Source organism: Nitrospirota bacterium (assembly GCA_016214845.1).
Lineage (GTDB): Bacteria > Nitrospirota > Thermodesulfovibrionia > UBA6902 > UBA6902 > SURF-23.
The window spans coordinates 1-20,958 of the sequence record JACRMS010000016.1 but is presented as its reverse complement, the minus strand read 5'-3'; the positions used below and the strand labels follow the sequence as shown (position 1 = coordinate 20,958).

Annotated in this window: 13 protein-coding genes; 10 read left to right on the top strand and 3 right to left on the bottom strand. The window is 46.4% G+C overall.

Annotated features, from left to right (window positions below; all coding sequences use genetic code 11):
• Positions 1 to 66: 66 nt before the first annotated feature.
• Positions 67 to 258 carry a hypothetical protein gene (locus tag HZB61_03805; GenBank protein ID MBI5055724.1) on the top strand — a complete coding sequence of 64 codons (192 nt, stop codon included), beginning with the start codon at positions 67 to 69 and terminating at the stop codon, positions 256 to 258.
• On the opposite strand, the gene HZB61_03800 is transcribed toward HZB61_03805, so the two are convergent.
• From HZB61_03800 to HZB61_03790, 3 genes are read right to left on the bottom strand one after another with little or no spacing between them, the layout of a single operon-like run.
• Positions 237 to 1,241: a HAMP domain-containing histidine kinase gene (locus HZB61_03800; GenBank protein MBI5055723.1), complete on the bottom strand. Its 1,005-nt coding sequence runs from the start codon at positions 1,239 to 1,241 to the stop codon at positions 237 to 239. The two genes, HZB61_03805 and HZB61_03800, sit on opposite strands and share 22 nt — an antisense overlap.
• Positions 1,242 to 1,259: 18 nt before the next feature.
• Complete coding sequence (locus HZB61_03795) at positions 1,260 to 1,679, bottom strand: phosphate-starvation-inducible PsiE family protein (protein MBI5055722.1); 420 nt, start codon at positions 1,677 to 1,679, stop codon at positions 1,260 to 1,262.
• Positions 1,672 to 4,341 (bottom strand): cation-transporting P-type ATPase, encoded by a 2,670-nt coding sequence (locus tag HZB61_03790; protein ID MBI5055721.1) that lies wholly within the window; start codon positions 4,339 to 4,341, stop codon positions 1,672 to 1,674. Before HZB61_03790 ends, HZB61_03795 begins: the two co-directional genes overlap by 8 nt.
• Positions 4,342 to 4,563: 222 nt before the next feature.
• On the opposite strand from HZB61_03790, the gene HZB61_03785 reads away from it, so the two are divergent.
• The 9 genes from HZB61_03785 to HZB61_03745 form a co-directional block, all read left to right on the top strand.
• Positions 4,564 to 5,406, top strand: coding sequence for an HAD-IIB family hydrolase (locus HZB61_03785; GenBank protein MBI5055720.1), 843 nt, complete (start codon positions 4,564 to 4,566; stop codon positions 5,404 to 5,406).
• Between the two features lie 254 nt (positions 5,407 to 5,660).
• Positions 5,661 to 6,869, top strand: coding sequence for an ATP-binding protein (locus tag HZB61_03780; protein MBI5055719.1), 1,209 nt, complete (start codon positions 5,661 to 5,663; stop codon positions 6,867 to 6,869).
• Between the two features lie 471 nt (positions 6,870 to 7,340).
• On the top strand, positions 7,341 to 7,940 hold the full coding sequence (locus HZB61_03775; GenBank protein ID MBI5055718.1) for a sigma-70 family RNA polymerase sigma factor: 600 nt from the start codon (positions 7,341 to 7,343) through the stop codon (positions 7,938 to 7,940).
• 87 nt (positions 7,941 to 8,027) lie between these two features.
• A complete protein-coding gene (locus HZB61_03770) occupies positions 8,028 to 8,672 on the top strand; it encodes a zf-HC2 domain-containing protein (protein ID MBI5055717.1) in 645 nt (214 codons plus the stop codon).
• A gap of 19 nt (positions 8,673 to 8,691) precedes the next feature.
• Entirely contained in the window at positions 8,692 to 11,412 is a 2,721-nt protein-coding gene (locus HZB61_03765; protein MBI5055716.1) for a CHAT domain-containing protein, read from the top strand.
• A gap of 68 nt (positions 11,413 to 11,480) precedes the next feature.
• Positions 11,481 to 12,743, top strand: a complete 1,263-nt coding sequence (locus tag HZB61_03760; protein ID MBI5055715.1) for an outer membrane protein transport protein — start codon at positions 11,481 to 11,483, stop codon at positions 12,741 to 12,743.
• Between the two features lie 52 nt (positions 12,744 to 12,795).
• Positions 12,796 to 14,760 carry a hypothetical protein gene (locus HZB61_03755; protein MBI5055714.1) on the top strand — a complete coding sequence of 655 codons (1,965 nt, stop codon included), beginning with the start codon at positions 12,796 to 12,798 and terminating at the stop codon, positions 14,758 to 14,760.
• A 30-nt stretch (positions 14,761 to 14,790) separates the two neighbouring features.
• Positions 14,791 to 15,846 carry a hypothetical protein gene (locus HZB61_03750; protein ID MBI5055713.1) on the top strand — a complete coding sequence of 352 codons (1,056 nt, stop codon included), beginning with the start codon at positions 14,791 to 14,793 and terminating at the stop codon, positions 15,844 to 15,846.
• A 231-nt stretch (positions 15,847 to 16,077) separates the two neighbouring features.
• A partial coding sequence (locus HZB61_03745) for an SMP-30/gluconolactonase/LRE family protein (protein MBI5055712.1) occupies positions 16,078 to 20,958 on the top strand: 4,881 nt, incomplete at its 3' end.

Genomic DNA, 20,958 nt, shown 5'->3' with positions numbered 1-20,958 from the left:
TGAATTCCGCCTGGGCCGTCCGAGCCAGCAAGCATCCCCACAACAAGAAACAGGAGCAGTGCCGGAATGCCCAGTTTATCCGAGGCCTTGCTCGCAATAATGCTCAGGAGCAAAAGGACCGCTGTCCCGGCAAGTATGTATTCAATGGAGATCAAAGCTCAGTTCCTCAGCCATGACATTATCACGATCCAGAAGACACTCCTCAAAAAAAGCCTCATTGTCATTGCTGTCTCTTATCACCCGGTGGCAGGGTTATAGGGCAGTTCGATTTCCACTTCCGTTCCCTTTCCTGTCTGACTCTTTATAATAATTCTGCCTTGATGTCCATCAATAATCTTCTTCGCTATCGCCATTCCGAGGCCCGTGCCGCTGCTCTTTTTTGAGTAAAAAGGAAAGAAGATGTTTTCGACAGTTTCGCTGTCCATTCCTGAACCATAATCCTTTATCGTAATAGCAACACGACTTTTCCTGGCTACGATAGCAATCCTTACGCGCTGTCCTTTGCCGGAGGCTTCGATAGCGTTATTGATAAGGTTGATAAGCGCCCTTTGCATGTTGAAGCTGTCTGTTGCTACAGTTACTGGAAGCTCAGGGATGTCAGCTGACAAGTTGACCCCTTTCTCTTCTGCCTTTGCCATACAAGATTCAGATGCCTGTCTGATAACGTTTCTCAAGTCTCCCTCTTTTAATTCCAACTGAACAGGCTTTGAAAAATCCAGTACGTTATGGACTATCTTTTGCATATTCTGTACTGATTCAGTTATCGCCTCTGCGGCGGTATCGATGTTTCCTTTTCCCTCTCGGATTCTTCGTGCGAAGCCTAAAATGGTGATCAAGGGGTTTTTTAAATCATGCACAATAGTCGCGGCAACGTGGCCGAGATTTGCAAGATAGCGGTTCCTTTCCAATTCCTTCTGCTGCCGCTTCACACGTTCTACAAATAGACCGGCAAGGAATGCAAATAAAGCCGAGAATAATAAGTGAAGCGCCCTGTCAAGCAAATCCAGATATGTCGAAGACCATAAACCGAAAAAGAAGGGGAGATATAACAGCGACGCAAGCAGGTAGGTTATTATGGAGCCCTTCAGACCGAAACGAAACGCGGCAAATAAAATTGGTATGTAGTACAGTTCTTCAAGAACAACACGCGGAGACAGCTTCTGAAGAATAAAGACATGCACCATGGTGAGCAGTGCCAGAAACGCTCCAATGGCAATTATATGGGTGTTTTTCCTGAACATTATTGCACTATTCCGACCTTATTCATTCTCTTTTCCATTCCGCATATGTTTTATAAGGAAGTATCCAATCGACAAGGCAAGGATAATGCAGCCTATTCCTATCAGGGTAATGCCCGATACGTCCTTTACATCGAGGATTATGACTTTGCGGGCTATGGCGATAATCGCAACGGAAATTACAATTTCAGCGTGATTCACGCCTTCCGTGAGGTAGTTTTTCATGATGGTCTCCAGGAGTTCGACGCCTATGAGCACCAGCATGAAAAGGCCGAAGATGTCGAGCAGTTCGTTGATTTCCAGCAAGAATACAGGAGGCGTAATAACATCTTTTGCAATAATCCATCCAAGCTCTACAGTGGAGAGCAGCAGGACGAAGGCCATCATCAGGGTGAGAGATGAAATCAGAATCTTTTTAAATTTCCTGAGATATTCAAACATGCGTGTTCCCCTGTTTCCTCCGCCTCATCCATTTATCAATCTCCACGACTAACACAACCGTAGCAGAAACCATCAGTATCCGCAACCACTCACCAGTAGTTATCGGCTCTGTTCTGAAAACCCACTGGAGCGCAGGCACGTATATCACGGAAAGCTGGGCAAGGAACGCGGCCATCATGCTGAAAAACAGGAAAGGGTTGCTTAAAAGTTTTATGCGGAATACCGACTGAAGTTCGGAGCGGCTGTTCCATGCCTGGAAAAACTGGAAAAAGACCATGGTGGTGACAGCCACTGTACGGGCCTTCTCTATGGAATCACCCTGATTTAAGGCGGTCACAAAATTATAAACCACACCCGCTGAGATAATAAGCCCGACAACGATTGTTCTCTCTATCAGGATTCGGGACATAATGCCTTCTTTAGGGTCTCTGGGCGGCCTGTCAATAATTCCTTTTTCCCCGGGTTCAAAGGCAAGGGCAACGTCCTGGAGCCCATTTGTGACAAGGTTTATCCAGAGGAGCTGGGCCGGCACGTATGGTATTGGAAGGCCCATGACAATAGTGCCCAGTATGGACAGAATGGCGGCGACGCCGGTGGGAATGAGAAAAAAGGTGACCTTGCGGATGTTGTCAAACACAATCCTGCCTTCTTTCACTGCATTAAAAATACTTGCAAAGTTATCATCCGTCAAAACCATATCAGATGCCTCTTTTGCCACATCCGTGCCGCCTCTGCCCATTGCGACTCCTATATGGGCTGTCTTCAGTGCAGGCGCATCATTGACCCCGTCTCCTGTGACAGCAACTATTTCACCATGGTTTTTTAACTGCTGTATTATCCGCAATTTGTGCTGCGGAGATACCCTCGCATAAACAGAGACAGACTGGACCTTTTCAAAAAGCTCAGAATCATCCATGTCTTCTATTTCTTTGCCTGCAAGGACGTTTCCCTTCTCGTCTATGCCCAGTTTCCTGGCGATGGCACTCGCTGTAACAGCGTGGTCTCCTGTTATCATCACGACCCTTATTCCCGCTCTCCTGCACCCGTTTATTGCCTCTATCGCCTCAGGCCTCGGCGGATCAATCATGCACTGAAGACCGCCAAAAACCAAATCTGATTCCGCATTCTGATGTGTAAGTTCTTCCATATCATGAGGCGCCTCTTTATATGCAAAAGCGAGGACACGCAGTCCTTCTTTAGCAAAATCCGTCGCAACATGCAAGATATCCTTCTTTTCCAGCTCCGTGTCATCAACGGATTTAACGCACATATCTATAATTCTTTCAGGAGCACCCTTGACGAATATTAATTTCTTCCCATGATGCTTATGAAGCGTTGCCATGTAACCCCGGTCAGACTCAAAGGGGACAATCGATATCTGCTGATATTTCTCCTTTTCCGTTTCAGTCTCTAATCCTGCCTTTATTGCTGAAACAATAAGCGCGCCTTCTGTCGGGTCGCCGTCAACCCTGTATTGCCCATCTTCTTCGTAGACATATGACTCATTGCATAAAAGCCCTATGCGCAGGACGTGCATCAATTGCTTCCTGTCGTGCGCTTCCACAGAGATGCCTTCGTGAAGGATCTCTCCTTCCGGCAGGTAACCGCTTCCCGTCACCTCATATGTATGTTTACCGTCGTAAATCAGCTTTACTGTCATCTCATTCTTCGTGAGGGTACCTGTCTTATCAGAGCCGATGACCGTGGTGCTTCCCAGTGTCTCCACCGCCGGGAGTTTTCTTACAATGGCATTCAGCTTCGCCATCCTCGCCACTCCAACTGCCATTGCTATGGTTACGACTATGGGGAGCCCTTCCGGTATTGTAGCAACGGCAGCAGCCACTGCAGTCATGAACATGTCCTTGGCGCTTTCGCCGATCAGCAATCCGACGATAAACAGCACGGTTGAAGCTCCAAGAACGATAAGACCTATAAGCTTCGCAAAGCCGTCAATCTTTTCCTGAAGGGGCGCCCTCACAATGCCCACTTCCCTGACTTCTCTGGCAATGCTTCCGAGCACAGAAGTTCCCCCTGTCTCTACCACAACCCCCTTAGCCCTGCCGTTGACCACGACCGTCCCCATGAACGCAAAATTCCTCTGGTCGCCGGGGGTCAGGTTTTCTTCTTTTATAGGGCCTGTGGTTTTCTCAGCAGGGAGAGACTCGCCGGTAAGCATCGCCTCTTCGATCTTCAGTTCTATGGTGTGTATCAGCCGGAGGTCGGCAGGGACCATGGCGCCGGATGCAAGCAGTACGATATCTCCGGGGACAAGTTCTTCGCTGTTTATCTCCTTTTCCCTTCCCTCCCGAAGAACCTTTGCCTTCGGCACAACCATCTTCTTTAAAGCCCTGACGCTCTCCTCTGCCTTATATTCCTGTATGAAGCCGATGACCGCGTTGAGGACCACCACGGCAAAGATAACACCCGAGTCTATATATTCTTCAAGCAGGAATGTAACAACGCCGGCGATGATCAGAATATAAATAAGCGGACTCGTAAACTGATGGAGCAGTATCTTCAGCTTGCTTATCTTTTCTTCTTCAATAAGTTTGTTCGGACCGTACTGCGCTATGCGCTGTTTTGCTTCTGCATCGGTCAGTCCCTTATCCGAAGTCTCCAATTTTTGAAATACTTCTTTTAAACCTATCTGATACCAGTCCACATTTTACCTCCTTGCTGCGGGTGTGCTGTTTTATAGATGGAATACATAGTTCAATTTTCTCATACGTCACTTTCAAATACAAGACACTTCAGGTCACGTCATTAATGAACTTCCCCACAGCAGAGACTGTGGGGTATTGAAAAGTTAATAAAAGAAAACTGTCAGCAGGGGATGTTACTAAAAATGATAAATTGCAGGACATATGATATTCTTTACATACAAATGAAAAAAAGCATCATCTTTACAGACCTCGATGGGACACTTCTGGACTACTCAGATTATTCCTTTGAAGCAGCCCTGCCTGCACTTCAATTGATCAAAGAGAAAAATATACCGCTTATTATCTGTTCAAGCAAGACACGAAAAGAGATAGAACATTACAGGAGGAAGCTGTACAATCTCCATCCCTTCATTTCTGAAAACGGCGGGGGCATCTTTATTCCTAAGGGCTATTTCAAGTTCCAGCTTTCAGATCTCGAATTGATGATAGAGGAAGACAACCCATATGATTTGATAAGACTAGGGGCAAAATATTCCGATCTGAGGAAAGCACTGAATGAACTCAGAACAGAAGGGTTTGACATAAAAGGATTCGGCGATATGACGGTCGAGGAAGTCTCAGTCGTAACCGGACTGAGTATTGAAGAGGCGGAGATGGCAAAGGAGAGGGATTTTGATGAGCCGTTTATATTTACAGATGGAAAAGAAGATGTCCGTAAACTGTTAGACCGCATTAAGAAGAAAGGCTTTACCTATACACAGGGACAATTTCACCATATCCTCAGCAACAGTGATAAAGGGAAAGCCGTATCTATTCTGATTGATTTATACAAAAGGGAATTTGCTGAAATCTCAGCTATTGCCATAGGCGACAGCTCAAATGACATACCGATGCTTGAAGCGGTTGATTATCCGGTTATCGTTCAGAAACCTGGCGGAGCTTATGACGCGCAGATAAACTTGCCCGGTTTAATAAAGGCAGACGGAATCGGCCCTGAAGGATGGAATAACATAGTGATAGCTCTTATAAACCGCCTGCTTGAGAATTCGCCCCATATCCCTTAGATCTTTTAAATGGACAGCGAGCGTATTCCCCGTCGTCTTGCCATGGGATTAGCGAGCGCATGCAATAAAATTATTCCTTACATTAGATTCCCTGCGGTTTTGCCGCAGGTAAGATCAATATTCCTTGACGATAAAGATGAAGATTTTTAAAAGATCCAAAAAGTTTTTCAGGACTGTCGTGCAAACCCCATTGCTCAATTTATGAGTTTTAAGTACAATTAAAACTATTAGACAATAATGAAAGAGTTTTAATCATGAACAAAAAGAATATTAAGCGAACATATTATCTTGAGCGGATACGCCCCTTCATGAAAAAGGACGTAATCAAAGTACTTGTGGGTCAGAGGAGGGTAGGGAAAAGTTATCTTCTGCTTCAAATCATGGATGAGCTTGTCGGGCAGGGTATTAAAAAGAACGATATCCTCTATATCAACAAAGAGCTGCATGAGTTTGAGGCCCTCAGAGATTACCGTGACCTGCTGCACTATGTTAAGCAGTCAGCCAAAGGAAAGAGGAAGCTTTCTCTTTTTATAGACGAAATCCAGGGTATTTCTCAGTTTGAAAAGGCGCTGAGGGACCTTCAGGCGAGCGGCGGATATGATATTTACTGCACTGGCAGCAATGCCGATCTCCTCTCTGGCGAACTGGCAACCTACTTATCGGGCAGATATGTAGAAATTGAGGTTTATAGTCTGTCATACCCCGAATTCCTGACTTTCCACAAGCTGGACAACTCCGAAGATTCGCTTCTGCAATATATCAAATACGGGGGACTCCCGTATTTGATCAATCTGGAGCTGAGCGATGAAGTTGTCTATGATTATCTTAAGAGCGTAAACAACACGATACTTTTCAAAGACGTGGTTGCCAGATATAGCGTCAGGAACGTAGCATTTCTTGAGAGACTCGTAGAGTATGTGGCGGATAATGTGGGAAGTCTGGTTTCTGCGAAGAAGATAAGCGATTTTCTTAAATCGCAGAAGACTAAAATCTCACCTAATATAGTTCTCAATTATCTTTCCTTTTTGTCCGACGCGTTTCTCATTTTCAAGGTGCGCCGCTCCGAGATCGGCGGCAAACGGATCTTTGAGATCAACGACAAATACTATTTTCAGGACTGCGGACTGAGACACGCCCTTGTTGGTTATCGCCTGTCCGACATCAACAAGGTGCTTGAAAACATAGTTTATATGCATCTCAGGGCGTCGGGCTACACCGTTACAGTAGGGCAGTTGGGCACAAAGGAGGTTGATTTCGTCGGCGAAAAAAAGGGAGAGAAGCTTTATGTGCAGGTAGCGTATCTTGTACCTGATAAAAAGACCTGGGACAGGGAATTTGGGAACCTTCACAGTATATCGGACAATTACCCTAAATTTGTTGTCTCAATGGACAAGATGATAGAGGGCGGTGAAAAAGGCATAAAGCATATGCATATTACACAGTTTATTAAAACATTGCTATAGTGTTGCTATCCACGATTTAGAATTCGGTCACCCGTCAAGAAATACGGCGAAGCCGATAAGCGGTTCTTGGGTTTTTCAACTGGACCGGAACCATTAAGAACGTAAAAAAATAGCTCAAAAAGTTTTGTTGAGCGTCACGCCCGCGGAGCCAGTCATTACTCTCAGCAAAACTTCCTGCTGAGTTAAGTTTTTGCGGATCTATGGGAGGCAATTCCCATAGATCCATTTTAATTTTCCAGTCCTATTGCCGTTTCCGCATCAGGTCATACATAATGGGGAACCTGAAATGAAAATCATCAAAAATCTGTCGAAAACCTATATATTACAAGAGGTGAATAATTGATAATCTGTTATTTTGGACACCAGTGAATTCAGATAGAAAATCTATTGCCGGCACTTGAAGACGGCGGGATTGATGAAATCTGATAACGGGGAAGGGTCTTATGGTTAAATTCCGTTCATACATGAATAATGAAGAATAATCTGAATGACAATGAGCTGATACACAAGTGCCTCCATGATGAAGACAGGGACGCCTGGGAAGTCTTTGTAAGAAGGTATTCCCGGCTTATCTGGAATTTTATCAGGAGGACATTCCATTCCTATTCTTTTACCTGCGCCCCGGAAGACGTTGAAGACCTCTTTAACGCAGTGCTTCTTTCCCTGCTGGAAAACGACATGAAAAAGCTAAGACAATTCAACAGCGAATATTCATGCTCTGTATCCACATGGTTAACGACAATGACGATTCGAATGACAATCGACCATATGAGGAAAGACAGGACGCGGCTTTTTGTAGAGCCTGTACAGGAGGACGGGGAAATCTGGGACACCATAGCTGATAACAGATATATGCCGGACAGATACGCCGAAGACAGGCAGCAGAGCACTATGCTGGCAAAGGCCATAAATGCTTTATCACCAAAAGACAGGAGATTATACGATCTGCTTTTGCACAGGGGCCTTTCTCCCGAAGATACCGCAAAGGTTCTCAATATGTCGGTGTCTGCGGTATATACAGGCAAACACAGGATTATTGAAAAAATCAAAAAATATGTACAGGACATGTAAGAAAACGGAATGGAGCACGTCAAATACTATCGAATGAAGAACGTGACGGATTGAATAAGATTGTGAGAACTTTAAAGAGAGGTATCAATGCATCCTGAACACAGGAAATGTTTAAGCGACTTTGAGATTTCCGCTTATATAGATGGAAGGCTTTCTCCGGAAGAGAGACAGTCGTTTGAACAGGCGCTTATGGAATGTGAAGACTGTCGGGGGAATTTTGGCGCAATCAGAAGTGTCATCCTTAAGAAGGACGATAGAAACCTTGAAGACGTCCCGGAACATATTATACGGAACGCGGTCAACCTGTTTCATGATAAAAACAGCCTGTTCGATATAATACTGGGTCTTATAAAAGACTCTGTCAGGGTCATCCATTGCGATGAAAATTTTGACGTGCTGACACCCCTTCCTGTGGGAGGTTTACGCGCCGGCAGGACAGAATCTCCAAAGATGATAGCACTTAAAAAATCGTTTGAAGATATTAAAATAGAGCTCGATATTGAAAAAACTGCCGGGAGCCTGTGTAATATCGGAATACATGTTGCCGCTATTAAAGATAAGAGCATTTTAAATAACCTGAGGATTGAACTTATATCCGGAGGGCGGGAGCTTATATCGACCCTCCTTGAAGATGGAAAAACGACACTGGAAGACATCACCACAGGCAAATATACAATCAGGCTTCATAAGAACATGAATGTCTTAGGAGAAATATCTCTTAAAATACAATAGCCGGCAGCAGGGAGGGTCCATGGACAATAACATGACAGACATAGATAAAATTTTAGCGGAAAGAGAAAAGATCGATTCTCTGCTGAAATCGAAATTCAGCAGGGCAATATCCATTATGTTTACCGATATCAAGGGCTCTACTTCCTTCTACGAATCAAGAGGGGACATTGACGGCAGGGTCATGGTACACAGGCACAATGAGATAGTGCTGCCTTTATTAAAGGAATTTAACGGAGAGCTGCTCAAAACTATAGGTGATGCGACCATGACCGTTTTTGACTCTCCGTCGAACGCCCTGGGTTGCGCCATTGCAATACAACGCAAGTTGAGGGAAGTGAATAAGGGCGGGGCCGAAAGCGAGCACATTCACGTGAGGATAGGGCTGAATTATGGAACGGCCATAGTTGACAAAGGGGACGTGTTCGGGGACGTTGTCAATGTTGCGAGCAGGGTTGAATCCCTTGCGGACGCCGGCGAGATTTTTATTACGGAAGACATGTACCGGGAAGTAAGAAACAATGATGAGTTCATATTCCGTTTTGTGGAAGATGCTCAGGTCAAAGGGAAAAAGAAAGCTATAAAAGTATACAGGGTGGTATGGCATGAAGAAGCATTAAGCATGGGGATAACCAGGACACTTTCACACGGGAATGAAAGCATATTCGTTCTTGAGGCTTCGATATCGGGTCAGAAACTGAAAATAAGCGGGTATGAAAGGGCGGGCCGGGAGGAAAGTCCTGTCAAGGGATACAAAGAAATTAATTTCAATGAGGCAAAGATCAAGGAATACACAAGCGGGGTCATTGATCTTCTCAACAGGGCCAACCGGCGGGGAAAGATCAGCAGTGACCTGCTGGTCAAACTGAAAGACTTCGGCAGACTGATGTTCGACGAACTCATCCCCGTGTCCGTCAAGGACAAGCTGATCAAAACACGCGTAAAGAATCTGATGGTAAACATTGACGACAGTCTTGTCTTTGTCCCCTGGGAGCTGCTTTTTGACGGCAAAGAGTTCCTGTGCCGGCGTTTCAGCCTGGGCAGGTCCGTAAGCACAAAACAGCAGGTATCTGTCGTCATAAGGGCATTGGGGAGGCCGCTTAAGATGCAGCTCCTGGCTGACCCCGGAGGGGACCTCAAAGCTTCCTATGAGGAAGGGGTGGAAATCAAAAATGAAATCAGCGCCCTTGATGACTGGGTCGATGTCACGTTAAAGTCGACAGACATCAGGACTGACTATGTAAAAGCAAAAATAAGGAATTTCGATATTGTCCATTATGCCGGGCATGCCGAGCATGATTCCCTGGACCCTGAGAACAGCGGATGGGTCCTGAAAGACGGGATGCTGAGAGCAGAGGACATAAAAAATATGAGGGGCGCTATGCCTATGCCGTCGCTGGTCTTTTCAAATGCTTGCAAGTCGGGGCACTCCGAAGAGTGGAAGCTTGAAGAAGATTATGAGGACAGGATATTCGGTCTTGCCAACGCTTTTTTACTGGCCGGGGTGCAGCATTATATCGGGACATTCTGGGAAATTCCCGATGAGGCAGGGTCCTATTTTGCTATTCACTTTTACAAATACATTGCACAAGGCTCAACGATCGGTGAGGCAATGAGAAAGGCCCGGGTTGCCCTGATTAACAAATATGGCGAGGACACGATTGTCTGGGCCGGCTACATGCTTTACGGCGACCCGACAACGGCATACGTTTATGCTGAAATGGAAGCCCGCGAAAAAGAAAATAAGACTGATAAACCGGTCAATGAAGCGACGGTGTCCCCTGAACTGAGACATAAAGAGAGTGTGATACAGCTTGGAGAAGAAAAGAAGTCCCATAGGAGTTTGATAATTGCGGGGATTGCTGTCCTGCTTATCGCTGCTGTTGCAGCACTTTTTTTCGGCAGGGGGAAGACGGAACCGGGCGCCGGAGTAAATGCAACAGTATCACCGGCAGTCAGTGCTGTGTCTGCAGGGGAAAAAGAGGCCGAACGTAAAAGGATTGATGAACTCGTGGCCTCTCTCGCTAAAGACTACAGAGCGGACAGATTTCAAAAGAAGAATGACGTCCGTGACGAGTGGAACTCAATGCCGATCACAATGGTATTCATGGATGTAAAGTCTCTCGACGGCAGTGATGAAAGTAATCCTAAAAAACTGCTCACTCTCCTTCCTCTGGCTCTTCAGGAGGAAACGAGGTTCAAAATCGTGGAAAGAGAAATTCTTGACAAACTCCTTCAAGAGCTGAAGCTGAGCCAGTCCGATCTTTCCGATCCGCTTACGTCGCTCAGGATCGGAAAGCTGTTTTCAGCACGCTTGATCATGTCAGGGACTATCATTCCAGACAGGAAGGGACTGATGGTCATCTCGAAATTTATCGACACGGAAACATCTCAGGTCGTAAAAGTGATTAATACGGGATCTTCTTCAGGAGAAATAGAAATGAACACGGTAAATGACCTCGGAAACAGTATTGCAAAATGGATCAGCGGGAGCTTCCCGCTCAGGGGAAAGGTCCTCTCAGTTTCAGGCGGAAGGTGCCGGATAAATCTTGGACAGATTCATGGACTGAAAAAAGGGGACAGGCTGAAAGTTATTCAGGAACAACCTGAAAGCGGCGGAATTCAGTCTGCAAAAGTTATCATCGAAATTGGTGAGGTAGAAAAAGACAGCTCCTTTGCACTTGTTACGGGAAAGCCGGGACTGATAAAACAGGGTGACAGAATACGTGAAATTAATGATTAAGCGTAGTAATAAGGTGTGAGATGAGCATAAAAAGATATTGCAGATCGTGCTTATTAGTGGTTATTGCCATGGTATCAACTTACTCCTTTGTAAATGCCCAGGACCAGGTCGAGTTTTCATCAACTTTAAATCCGGTAGGCTCAGGAGCAAGGGCCACTGGTATGGGAGGCGCCTTTATTGCCGTGGCCGATGATGCCACCGCCGCATCCTGGAACCCTGCGGGACTTATCAAGCTCGAAAAGCCCGAGGTATCGGCAGTGTACTCATTGTTCAGAAGAAAACAGGGTTACAGCTCTGACGCGCATCCTGAAATTGCAACCGAAAACAAAATGGAGTCCGACAGCCTTAACTATGCCAGCGTGGCTGTCCCTTTTACAGCCTTTAACAGGAACATGCTCGTTTCATTAAATTACCAGCGGCTTTATGAGATGAACAAGATGGTAGATTTTGAGTTCATCCCGCAAGGCTCTTCAGTTACCCAGTATATTGAGTTCGATCAGGAAGGGCAGCTTTATGCGATATCTCCGGCATTGGCTGTGCAGGTTACGCCTGAATTTTATATTGGAGCGACTCTTAACCTGTGGAAGGACTGGGCAGGCAGAAACGGATGGGTCATGAAGCAGAAGACAGTAGCTGGAAACAGTTTTCAGACAACCGCAATTGACTTCAGAGATGAAGTTGATTTTGAGGGTGTCAACGGACATTTGGGTTTTTTATGGACAATAAACGGAAATTTTACAGTCGGAGGAGTTTATAAAACTGCGTTCGATGCAGACCTGCGGCACAAATTTACCGAAACAGTTACATTAGACGTCCCCAGTTTGGGTATTCATGAAGAATCACCTGATAGTGACAGCTTTGACACCTCAATGGAAATGCCTGCCTCATACGGCGTCGGTCTGGCTTACAGACATTCCGACGTCTGGACTGTCGCATTCGATATCTACAGGACCGACTGGTCAGAATTTGTTCTGACGGACAGAGACGGGAATGAAACCAACCCCGTAACCAGGGAACCGATCAGTAAAGGAAGCCTGAAGGACACGACACAGATACGTCTTGGTACCGAATATCTGCATATCAGGGGGACATATGTATTCCCACTGAGGTTCGGACTTTTTTATGACCCCGAACCTGCTATGGGAAGCGTTGATGATTTTTACGGGATATCGATCGGCGGAGGACTGGTGCACGGAAGAATCGCGATAGACTGGTCATATGTTTACAGGACCGGGAACAACACTACAGGCGATATACCTTCTGTTAAAGGGAGCAGCGCCGATATATACCAGCATGCAGCAATGGTATCGTCAATTTTTTATTTTGAATAATACTGTCATTTTAAAATAAGTTCGGCCTTGAATCGTTTTTCCGGGGGGCGCAATGAAGATGAAAAGAACATCCATCCTTTTAATAGCAGCCACGCTGCTGTCATGCTCGTCGCCCGGAGGGATAGTTAAAGACGACAGCGGCACATTCAGGGGAAACTGGTATAACTACTACGGCAGAGGGGTCTCTTATTCGGATTCAGCAGAATGGGAAGATGCGATCAGCAGCTTTAAGTCAGCCGTTTCCCGGCGTTCAAAAGATCAGAGGATGGCAAGGACATATGGGATGCATTTCATAGACTATTTCCCTCACAGGGAGCTTGGTATAGTCTATTTCAATAAAGGGGAGATCAGCAAGGCCATATCGGAGCTGGAAGAGTCTCTTAAGGATGTGGAGTCGTCAAAGGCAATTTATTATTTGAATAAGGCAAGAAAAGCCGGGCTTCTTATGCAGGACTTAAAACCTGGTCCACCTTCGATCACAGTATGGTCTCCATTAAAAGACACTGCGGTGAACAGTTTTAAAATTAAGGTGACCGGTAAAGCAGCAGGCGATGGTTATATTTCAAAGTTGTTTGTCAATAATACTGAATACAGGATCGGCCTTGCGAAAAAAGAAATGGAATTCACTCAAGAGATAAGTGTTCCTGATGATACGGAACAGATAGAGGTTGTCAGCGAAGATCTCCTGGGCAATGTATCGGTCCAGACTGTAGCAATTACCGTTGACAGGGAAGGACCCTCAATAAGCATATTTGATGTTATTAAGGAAATGAGTAAAGGCAAAGAAGTTGTCAGGATAACCGGCGAAGTTAATGACAGCACGGGCATAAGCAGACTGATGATAAATGATAAGGCTGTAGTGACAGACGGTAAAAAAACACATTACTTTGATTTCCCTGCTGACTCGGCCACGGTTGTTATAGAGGCCTATGACAAACTCGATAATATTACTAAAGCCGAGGTGGACATAGACAGGGAGCTTTCTGCCGCCAATATTAAATCCGCTCCTGTGCTTTTGGTTTTTTCAGCGGCTGACATGTTTTCATCAGATGACAGGCCGCCGGTCATTACACTGAAAGATACGGAAGCGGTCCCCACGGTGTTTGCAGATAAATATTATGTGGAGGGTGAGGTGTCCGACAACAAAAAAGTTGAGGAGATCATTGTCAACGGACGGGACATTTTTTCAAAGAAGGGCAGAAAAATATTCTTCAGTAAGCTGGTGAAGCTGAATGAGGGGGGTAATAATATAAAGGTTGAGGCCATGGACACATCAGGTAACAGATCGGAAGCAGGTTTTGGTGTTACAAGAAAAATACCTGAAGTATTGCAGGTCGGAAGCAGAATGAGTATATCCATCCTGCCTTTTGAAAACGGGAACAAGGACATACCCGCTGGACTGTCGGCATATGAGCATCTGACCGGCTCATTTGTCAACCAGAAAAGGTTCAATGTCACGGAGCGGGCAAGGCTGGAGCAGGTAATGCTCGAACAGAACCTTACAAGGGAAAAACTCACTGATCCGGAATATTCAATAAAAGTCGGCAGGCTTATGGCTGCCGAGACAATCCTTGCTACATCTGTTATTGCAGACAGCAGGTCTGTTGAATTCACGTCAAAGGTCATCAATACTGAAACTTCGGAGATCATGGAAGTTAAAGATGTATACAGCGAAGACAGCAGTCCTGATTCCATTGTGCAGCTTATGGATGGTCTGGCATTAAAAGTCGCGGGCGCCTTCCCTCTTGTTGAAGGCATTGTCATAAAAAAGGACCAGAAGTTTGTCTTTACCGATCTTGGGACCGGCAAAGGAATAAAGGGTGACATGGGAATTATAGTTTACAGAAAAGGGAAAGAGATCAGGCACCCCCTGACCGGCAAGTCACTTGGTTACGACATGGAAAACCTGGGAACGGCTGATATTGAAGAAATCCACGAGGATTTTTCAAAGGCCAGGCTGTCAGGCAGAAAAAGCCCTGATAATATCAGGGCGCAGGATATGGTTATAACCAGGTAGGGTTTATGTAATAACCCGTTTTCATCTGATATGGAAAAGAACAGAGAGATCAATCTGCTTATATTCTTTTTTGCTTTCCTGATTGCCTTAGTGTCCGTCAGGACAGGGCCCAGCGCATCAGATGACAGTCGTCCCCCGGCTATAGAGCTTCAGGGTTTGTCGGACAGCCGGACTGTCTACACTGAAAAAATATATATAGCAGGACAGGTCATTGATGACAATACAATTAAATCATTAACGCTCAATGGTTCTTCAATCCTGGACCATCCCGGACGGAGTGTTATTTTCAGCCATCTTGCCGAACTCAAAGAGGGAAACAACAGAATTACCATTGAGGCGGTAGATAGCGCGGACAACCGGGCCAGACAGGACATCGTCGTGATCAGAAAAAAAATCCAGCTTTCTCAATTGCCGGCAGAAGTCGCTGCAAGACGTCTGAGAGTGGCGATATATCCCTTTGAGAAGAATGGGTCGGCAACCGGAGAAAGCGCCATGTTGCTTGATCTTTTGACTCTCGCCTTGCAAACTCAGGGCCGCTTTCAACTGGTTGACAGGGGCCATATAGAGAGGATACTGGAAGAGCAGAAGCTCAACCTCACGCAGTTGGTTGATGAGAACGCGGCGGTGAAACTGGGCAAGCTGATGTCAGCCCAAGCTGTTGTAACCGGCAGTATAACGGAAACAGGCAATGGCACGGAAATCGTAGGCAGAGTGATCGACACCGAAACGTCTGAAATCCTGGCAACCGAAAAAATTTACAGCTCAGGAAAAGGTCTTGCTGCGATGAGCTTTCTGGCAGAGGCGCTGTCTGTCCATCTGCATAATGACTTTCCTATGCTCAGCGGTATCGTGTTAAAGCAAAAAGACGGTCAAATCTATACGGACCTGAAAAAAGGGGAGATCGCTCCGCACGGCAGACTTGTTATATACCGAAGCGGCATCCCTGAGAAGGGGCCATCGGGTCCAAAGGGAAAAATCATCGGATACGCCAGGGTGACGGAAGTCATGAAGGACATGTCAAAGGCAGAGGTGATAAAAGGCAGTCCTGATGAGATCAGGACGCTGGACCGGGTCATAGTCCAGTAGGAATTATCCTTATTAAAAAAGTTCTGTACAAACCTTTTGTCATATGCAATAATTATTTTACCTTTATCTCTTCTCAATCAGATAGTTAGCCCCGATCTTCATCAGGGCTTTTTCAATCGGGCTGACTTTTTGTCATATAAAAAGCTGCACACATGAAAGATTTGCAGGCTAATTGCGTCTAATTAGAATAGAGGTTTGAGTCAGGAGTTAAGAGGTCTCAGGGGAGAATATATGAAAAGAGGGGTAAGAATTGAACAGTATTTTTTGAGGCTTACAGTCGTTGTCTTTGCCGTCCTGTTTTTTATGCCTGCCGTTGCATTATCAGCAGATATCTATAAGTTCGAACGCCTCTGGCCCGCGCTCCAGCAGCCGTGGTATTTTGACTACCCACAGGGCTTAGCGGTTGACAGCAACGGTTATGTTTACGTTGCTGATAAGAATCACAACCGGATTATGAAGTTAGCGCCCGACGGTCAACTTGTAGCAAGTTGGGGGCGCTTTGGCACTGGCAACGGAGAGTTTAGTAATCCACAAGGCATAACGGTTGATAGCAGTGGTAATGTGTATGTGGTGGATACGGACAACAACAGGATTCAGATGTTCGATTCAAAAGGAAAGTATAAGGGCCAATGGGGAAGCTATGGCACCACTGGAAATGGAAAATTCAACTTTCCTCAAGGTGGCATAGCGGTTGACAGAAAAGGTTATGTATATGTTGCTGATACAAGTAACCACCGCGTACAAAAATTCGACTCAAACGGCATGTATAAGTCTCAATGGGGAAGCTACGGCGATGGGAACACACAGTTTAATCTTCCTAAGGGCATAGCGGTTGCGCCTAATGATGAAGAAGTATATGTTGTTGATTCAAATAACCACCGTGTCATGAAATTCCGTTCGGATGGAGTATATATCCACCAGTGGGGAACCCGGGGCGAAGGGAACCTACAATTTCAATATCCTAATGGCATAGCAGTTGATAGGTACGGAGATGTATATGTGGCTGATACAAGTAACCATCGCATACTAAGATTCCACGACGACGGAACATTTAGCAGAAAATGTGGAGAACAAGGATTTGGAGATGGGCAGTTCATTTCTCCGTCTGGTATAGCAGTTGATAACGACGGTTTTGTATATACCACTGATTATAATCACATCCAAAAATTTACTTCAACACGTCTTGAATTTGTATCAAAATGGGGAAGCGACGGTGCCGGGAATGGGAAGTTCAATTTGCCCGTGGGCATTGCGGTTAACAGCAGCAGTATAGTATATGTGGCCGATGCGCTCAACAACCGCATCCAAAAATTTACATCTGAAGGACAATATGATATCCAATGGGGGAGCCCAGGCGCTGGGATTGGTCAGTTTAATTTCCCTACGGGCGTAGCGATTGACAGCAGCGGTTATATTTATGTGGCAGATACAAACAATAACCGTATTCAAAAATTCTCCCCGGCCGGACAATATGAAACCCAATGGGGGACCCCCGGTGTTGGAAACCGGCAATTCAATGGCCCTACAGGAATAGCGATTGACAGCAGCGGTTATATTTATGTGGCGGATACAGGCAATAACCGCATTCAAAAATTCTCCCCGGACACCCAGTATGTTACTGAATGGGGAAAGACAGGCTCCGGAGACGTTCTGCTTAATCATCCATATGGGGTTGCAGTTGGCAGTGATGGTTATATGTATGTTGCAGATACAAATAACAACTACATAAAAAAATTTACCCTGAATGGTACGTATGAAAGAAAGTGGGGCGGCCATCCTGGGGATGACGACGGGGATGTTAATTTTCCAAAAGGGATTGCTGTTGACAGCGAGGGATATGTATATATTGCCGATACTACTAAAAATCGCATCCAGAAATTCGACCCAAACGGGAATTTCATCTCAAAATACGGAGGACCAGGATATGGACCAGGGCTGTTTAGTACACCAAATTATTTATCTATCAATAACGATAAGCTTTATATTCCGGACCCGCTTAACAACCGTGTTCAGGTAATTAAAAGATTAAGTATCTCTTCCAACAACAAGGCAATAGTCGTGGCAGGTGGCGGTCCTTATGAGGGAAACAAGTTGTGGGAGGCGACGCAGACTGCGGCCAATTTTGCTTACTGGGCGCTTATGAACCAGGGCTTCTCAAGCGACAGGATTTACTATCTGTCATCTGATAAAGATAAAGACCTCGACCTCGACGGAGATAAGATTTCAGACGTGGACGATTATGCGAAAAATACGAATCTGCAGGCTGCCGTCAACTGGGCCTCTGACGCCGACAATCTTTTCGTGTATCTTGTGGACCACGGCGGTGTGGACCAAAACGGCAACGGGACCTTTCGCATGGACGAGACAGAGATGCTGTCAGTCTCTCAGCTTGACTCATGGCTGGGTACCTATCAAAACCAGCCTTGCCCGACTTCGTATCTCATGAATGAATCCTTTGAAAACGGCCTGCCTGCGGGCTGGACCGTGATTGACAATGCCGGGAGCGGCGCGGTCTGGCGTTTTGATGATCCTCTTAATCGAGGAAATCAGACCGGCGGCTCCGGGAGCTTTGCCATTGCTGACAGCGATAATGCCGGAGCAGTAAACATGAACACCGAAATGCGAACTCCCGTTTTAAACATGTCGAATATGAGCACGGTCAAGCTCGAATTCAGGACCGACTTTCGTTACTACTCCAGTGGAGGCGCGGAGGTCGCTGATGTGGATGTCAGCGTGAACGGAGGAACGGATTGGTCGACTGTATGGCATAAAACCGGCGCGGATTACAGGGGACCTCATACCGAGTCTATCGATATTACAGGCACAGCCGCCGGAAAAAACAGTGTGATAATAAGGTTTCATTATTACGGTGCCAACTATGACTGGTGGTGGCAGGTTGACGACGTAAAAATAAGCGGTACCATCACATCCAACATTCTTGCTCAATCCTTTGAAAACGGTTTGCCTCCGGGCTGGACAGTGGTTGACAATGCATTGAGCGGCGCGGTCTGGCGCTTTGATGATCCCGGCAGCCGTGGAAATCTGACCGGCGGCCCGGGGAACTTTGCCATTGCTGACAGCGATAATGCCGGGGCCGTAAATATGAACACCGAACTGCGAACGCCTGTTTTAGACATGTCGGGTATGAGCACGGTCAAGCTCGAATTCAGGACCGACTTTCGTTACTACTCCAGTGGAGGCGCGGAGGTCGCTGATGTGGATGTCAGCGTGAACGGAGGAACGGATTGGTCGACTGTATGGCAAAAAACCGGCGCGGATTACCGGGGTCCGAAAACGGAGGTTGTTGATATTTCATCTGCCGCCGGACAGAACAATGTGATGATACGCTTCCATTATTATAATGCCGCCTATGACTGGTGGTGGCAGATTGACGATGTAAAAATAAGCGGCGCATCGACATCGAATTCATGCCGTCAGGTCACATTTGTCTACGACGCCTGCAAATCCGGCAGCTTCCTGACAGCGCTTAATACGCCTCCATCAGGCAAGAAGCGCGTGCTTGTCTCAAGCGCATCCTCCGGAGAAAGCTCATACTTTGTGAACCAGGGCAGCGTGTCCTTCTCAAACTTCTTCTGGACGGACGTCTTTAACGGCTCAAACGTCAAGGAAGCATTTGACAATGCAACGAGCGCCTTGACAACGGCAATAGACAATCAAACTCCTTTGCTTAATGATGGCGCCCTGGCCCAGACCACCTATATCGGAAACGGGGCAATAATCTCCGGGGATATGCCGACAATAGGGAGTATATCTGCAAGTGCACCGACTCAGTCGACAGCCACATTAACAGCCGATAACGTAACGGACAGGGACGGCATAGCTCGCGTATGGGCGGTAATACTTCCGCCCGGCTACGCATCAGGTGCGTCAAACAACACTGTAAGCGGACTGCCGTCTATCGAACTGATGCCGGTAGAAGGAACTCTGGGTCAGTATACAGCGACTTATGACAAATTCAACATAGCGGACAGCTACGGCACATACAATATCTCAATCTATGCAAAGGACCGGATAGGCAACACATCCATGCCGATGACCACAACGGTTGCAGTCGGAACTCCGTTAAAGAGAAGGGCGATCATATTGGCTGGAGGGAGCCAGTCGGATGCGAACTGGGATGGAATACAGAAGGGCGCACAGGCGGCGTATAACGCGCTGAAGTTCCAGGGTTATAAAGATGACAGTGAGCAGGGATGTACCAATAATGAAGATATATGTTTATACAGCCCTGTGGCATTCACATCCGGCTTTGACGGTACATCGACACTGAGCAATTTGCAATCTGCGATACAGACCTGGGGAGCGGACAGTGTGGAAGATGTGGTGTTGTATATGATCGGCAATGGCGATGCAGGTTCATTTAATATCAAGGGAACTGAGCCTCAGGAGACGCTTACAGCGACCCAGTTGGATACCTGGCTTGACACTCTGCAAAACACTATTCCCGGCAAGGTGACGGTGATATATGACGCAAGTTATTCAGGGGCGTTCAATTCAAAGCTGGCAGACCCAAACCGTGACCGTATACTGATAGGGAGCTCGGGGGGGCAGGCGTATTTTCTATCGGACGGAGACATATCATTCTCGAATTATTTCTGGAAGAGGATAATGAACGGGTGGAACGTGCGTGACGCGTTTTATAATGCGCGGAGCGCGATGGAGTTTTCGACGGCACAGGAGCAGAAGGCGTGGATAGACGATAACGGCAATGGAACGGGCAATGAGAGCAGTGACGGATCAGTTGCCTTTAATTACACCATAGGGGTGGGGATAAGGCTTGCGGGAAAGGACCCGATGATAGGGTCGGTGTCGGCAATACCGAATACCTTAACGGGTGCGCTTTCAACTCTTATTCGCGCTGACGATGTAACGACAGTGGGTACGCTTGCAGCGGTAAACCCGGTGTGGGCAGTGGTAACATCTCCAAAGGGGCCGGGAGACAGTGAAGGTAGTCAGACGATAGTGGTGCTTTCGGATGTCGGGAACAACCGGTATGAGGGAAGCACAGGGAATATATTTAATGCTTTCGGCAAATACGAGGTCGCCGTTTTTGCGAAGGACGATGCAGGGGACATATCATCGGTGTCACAG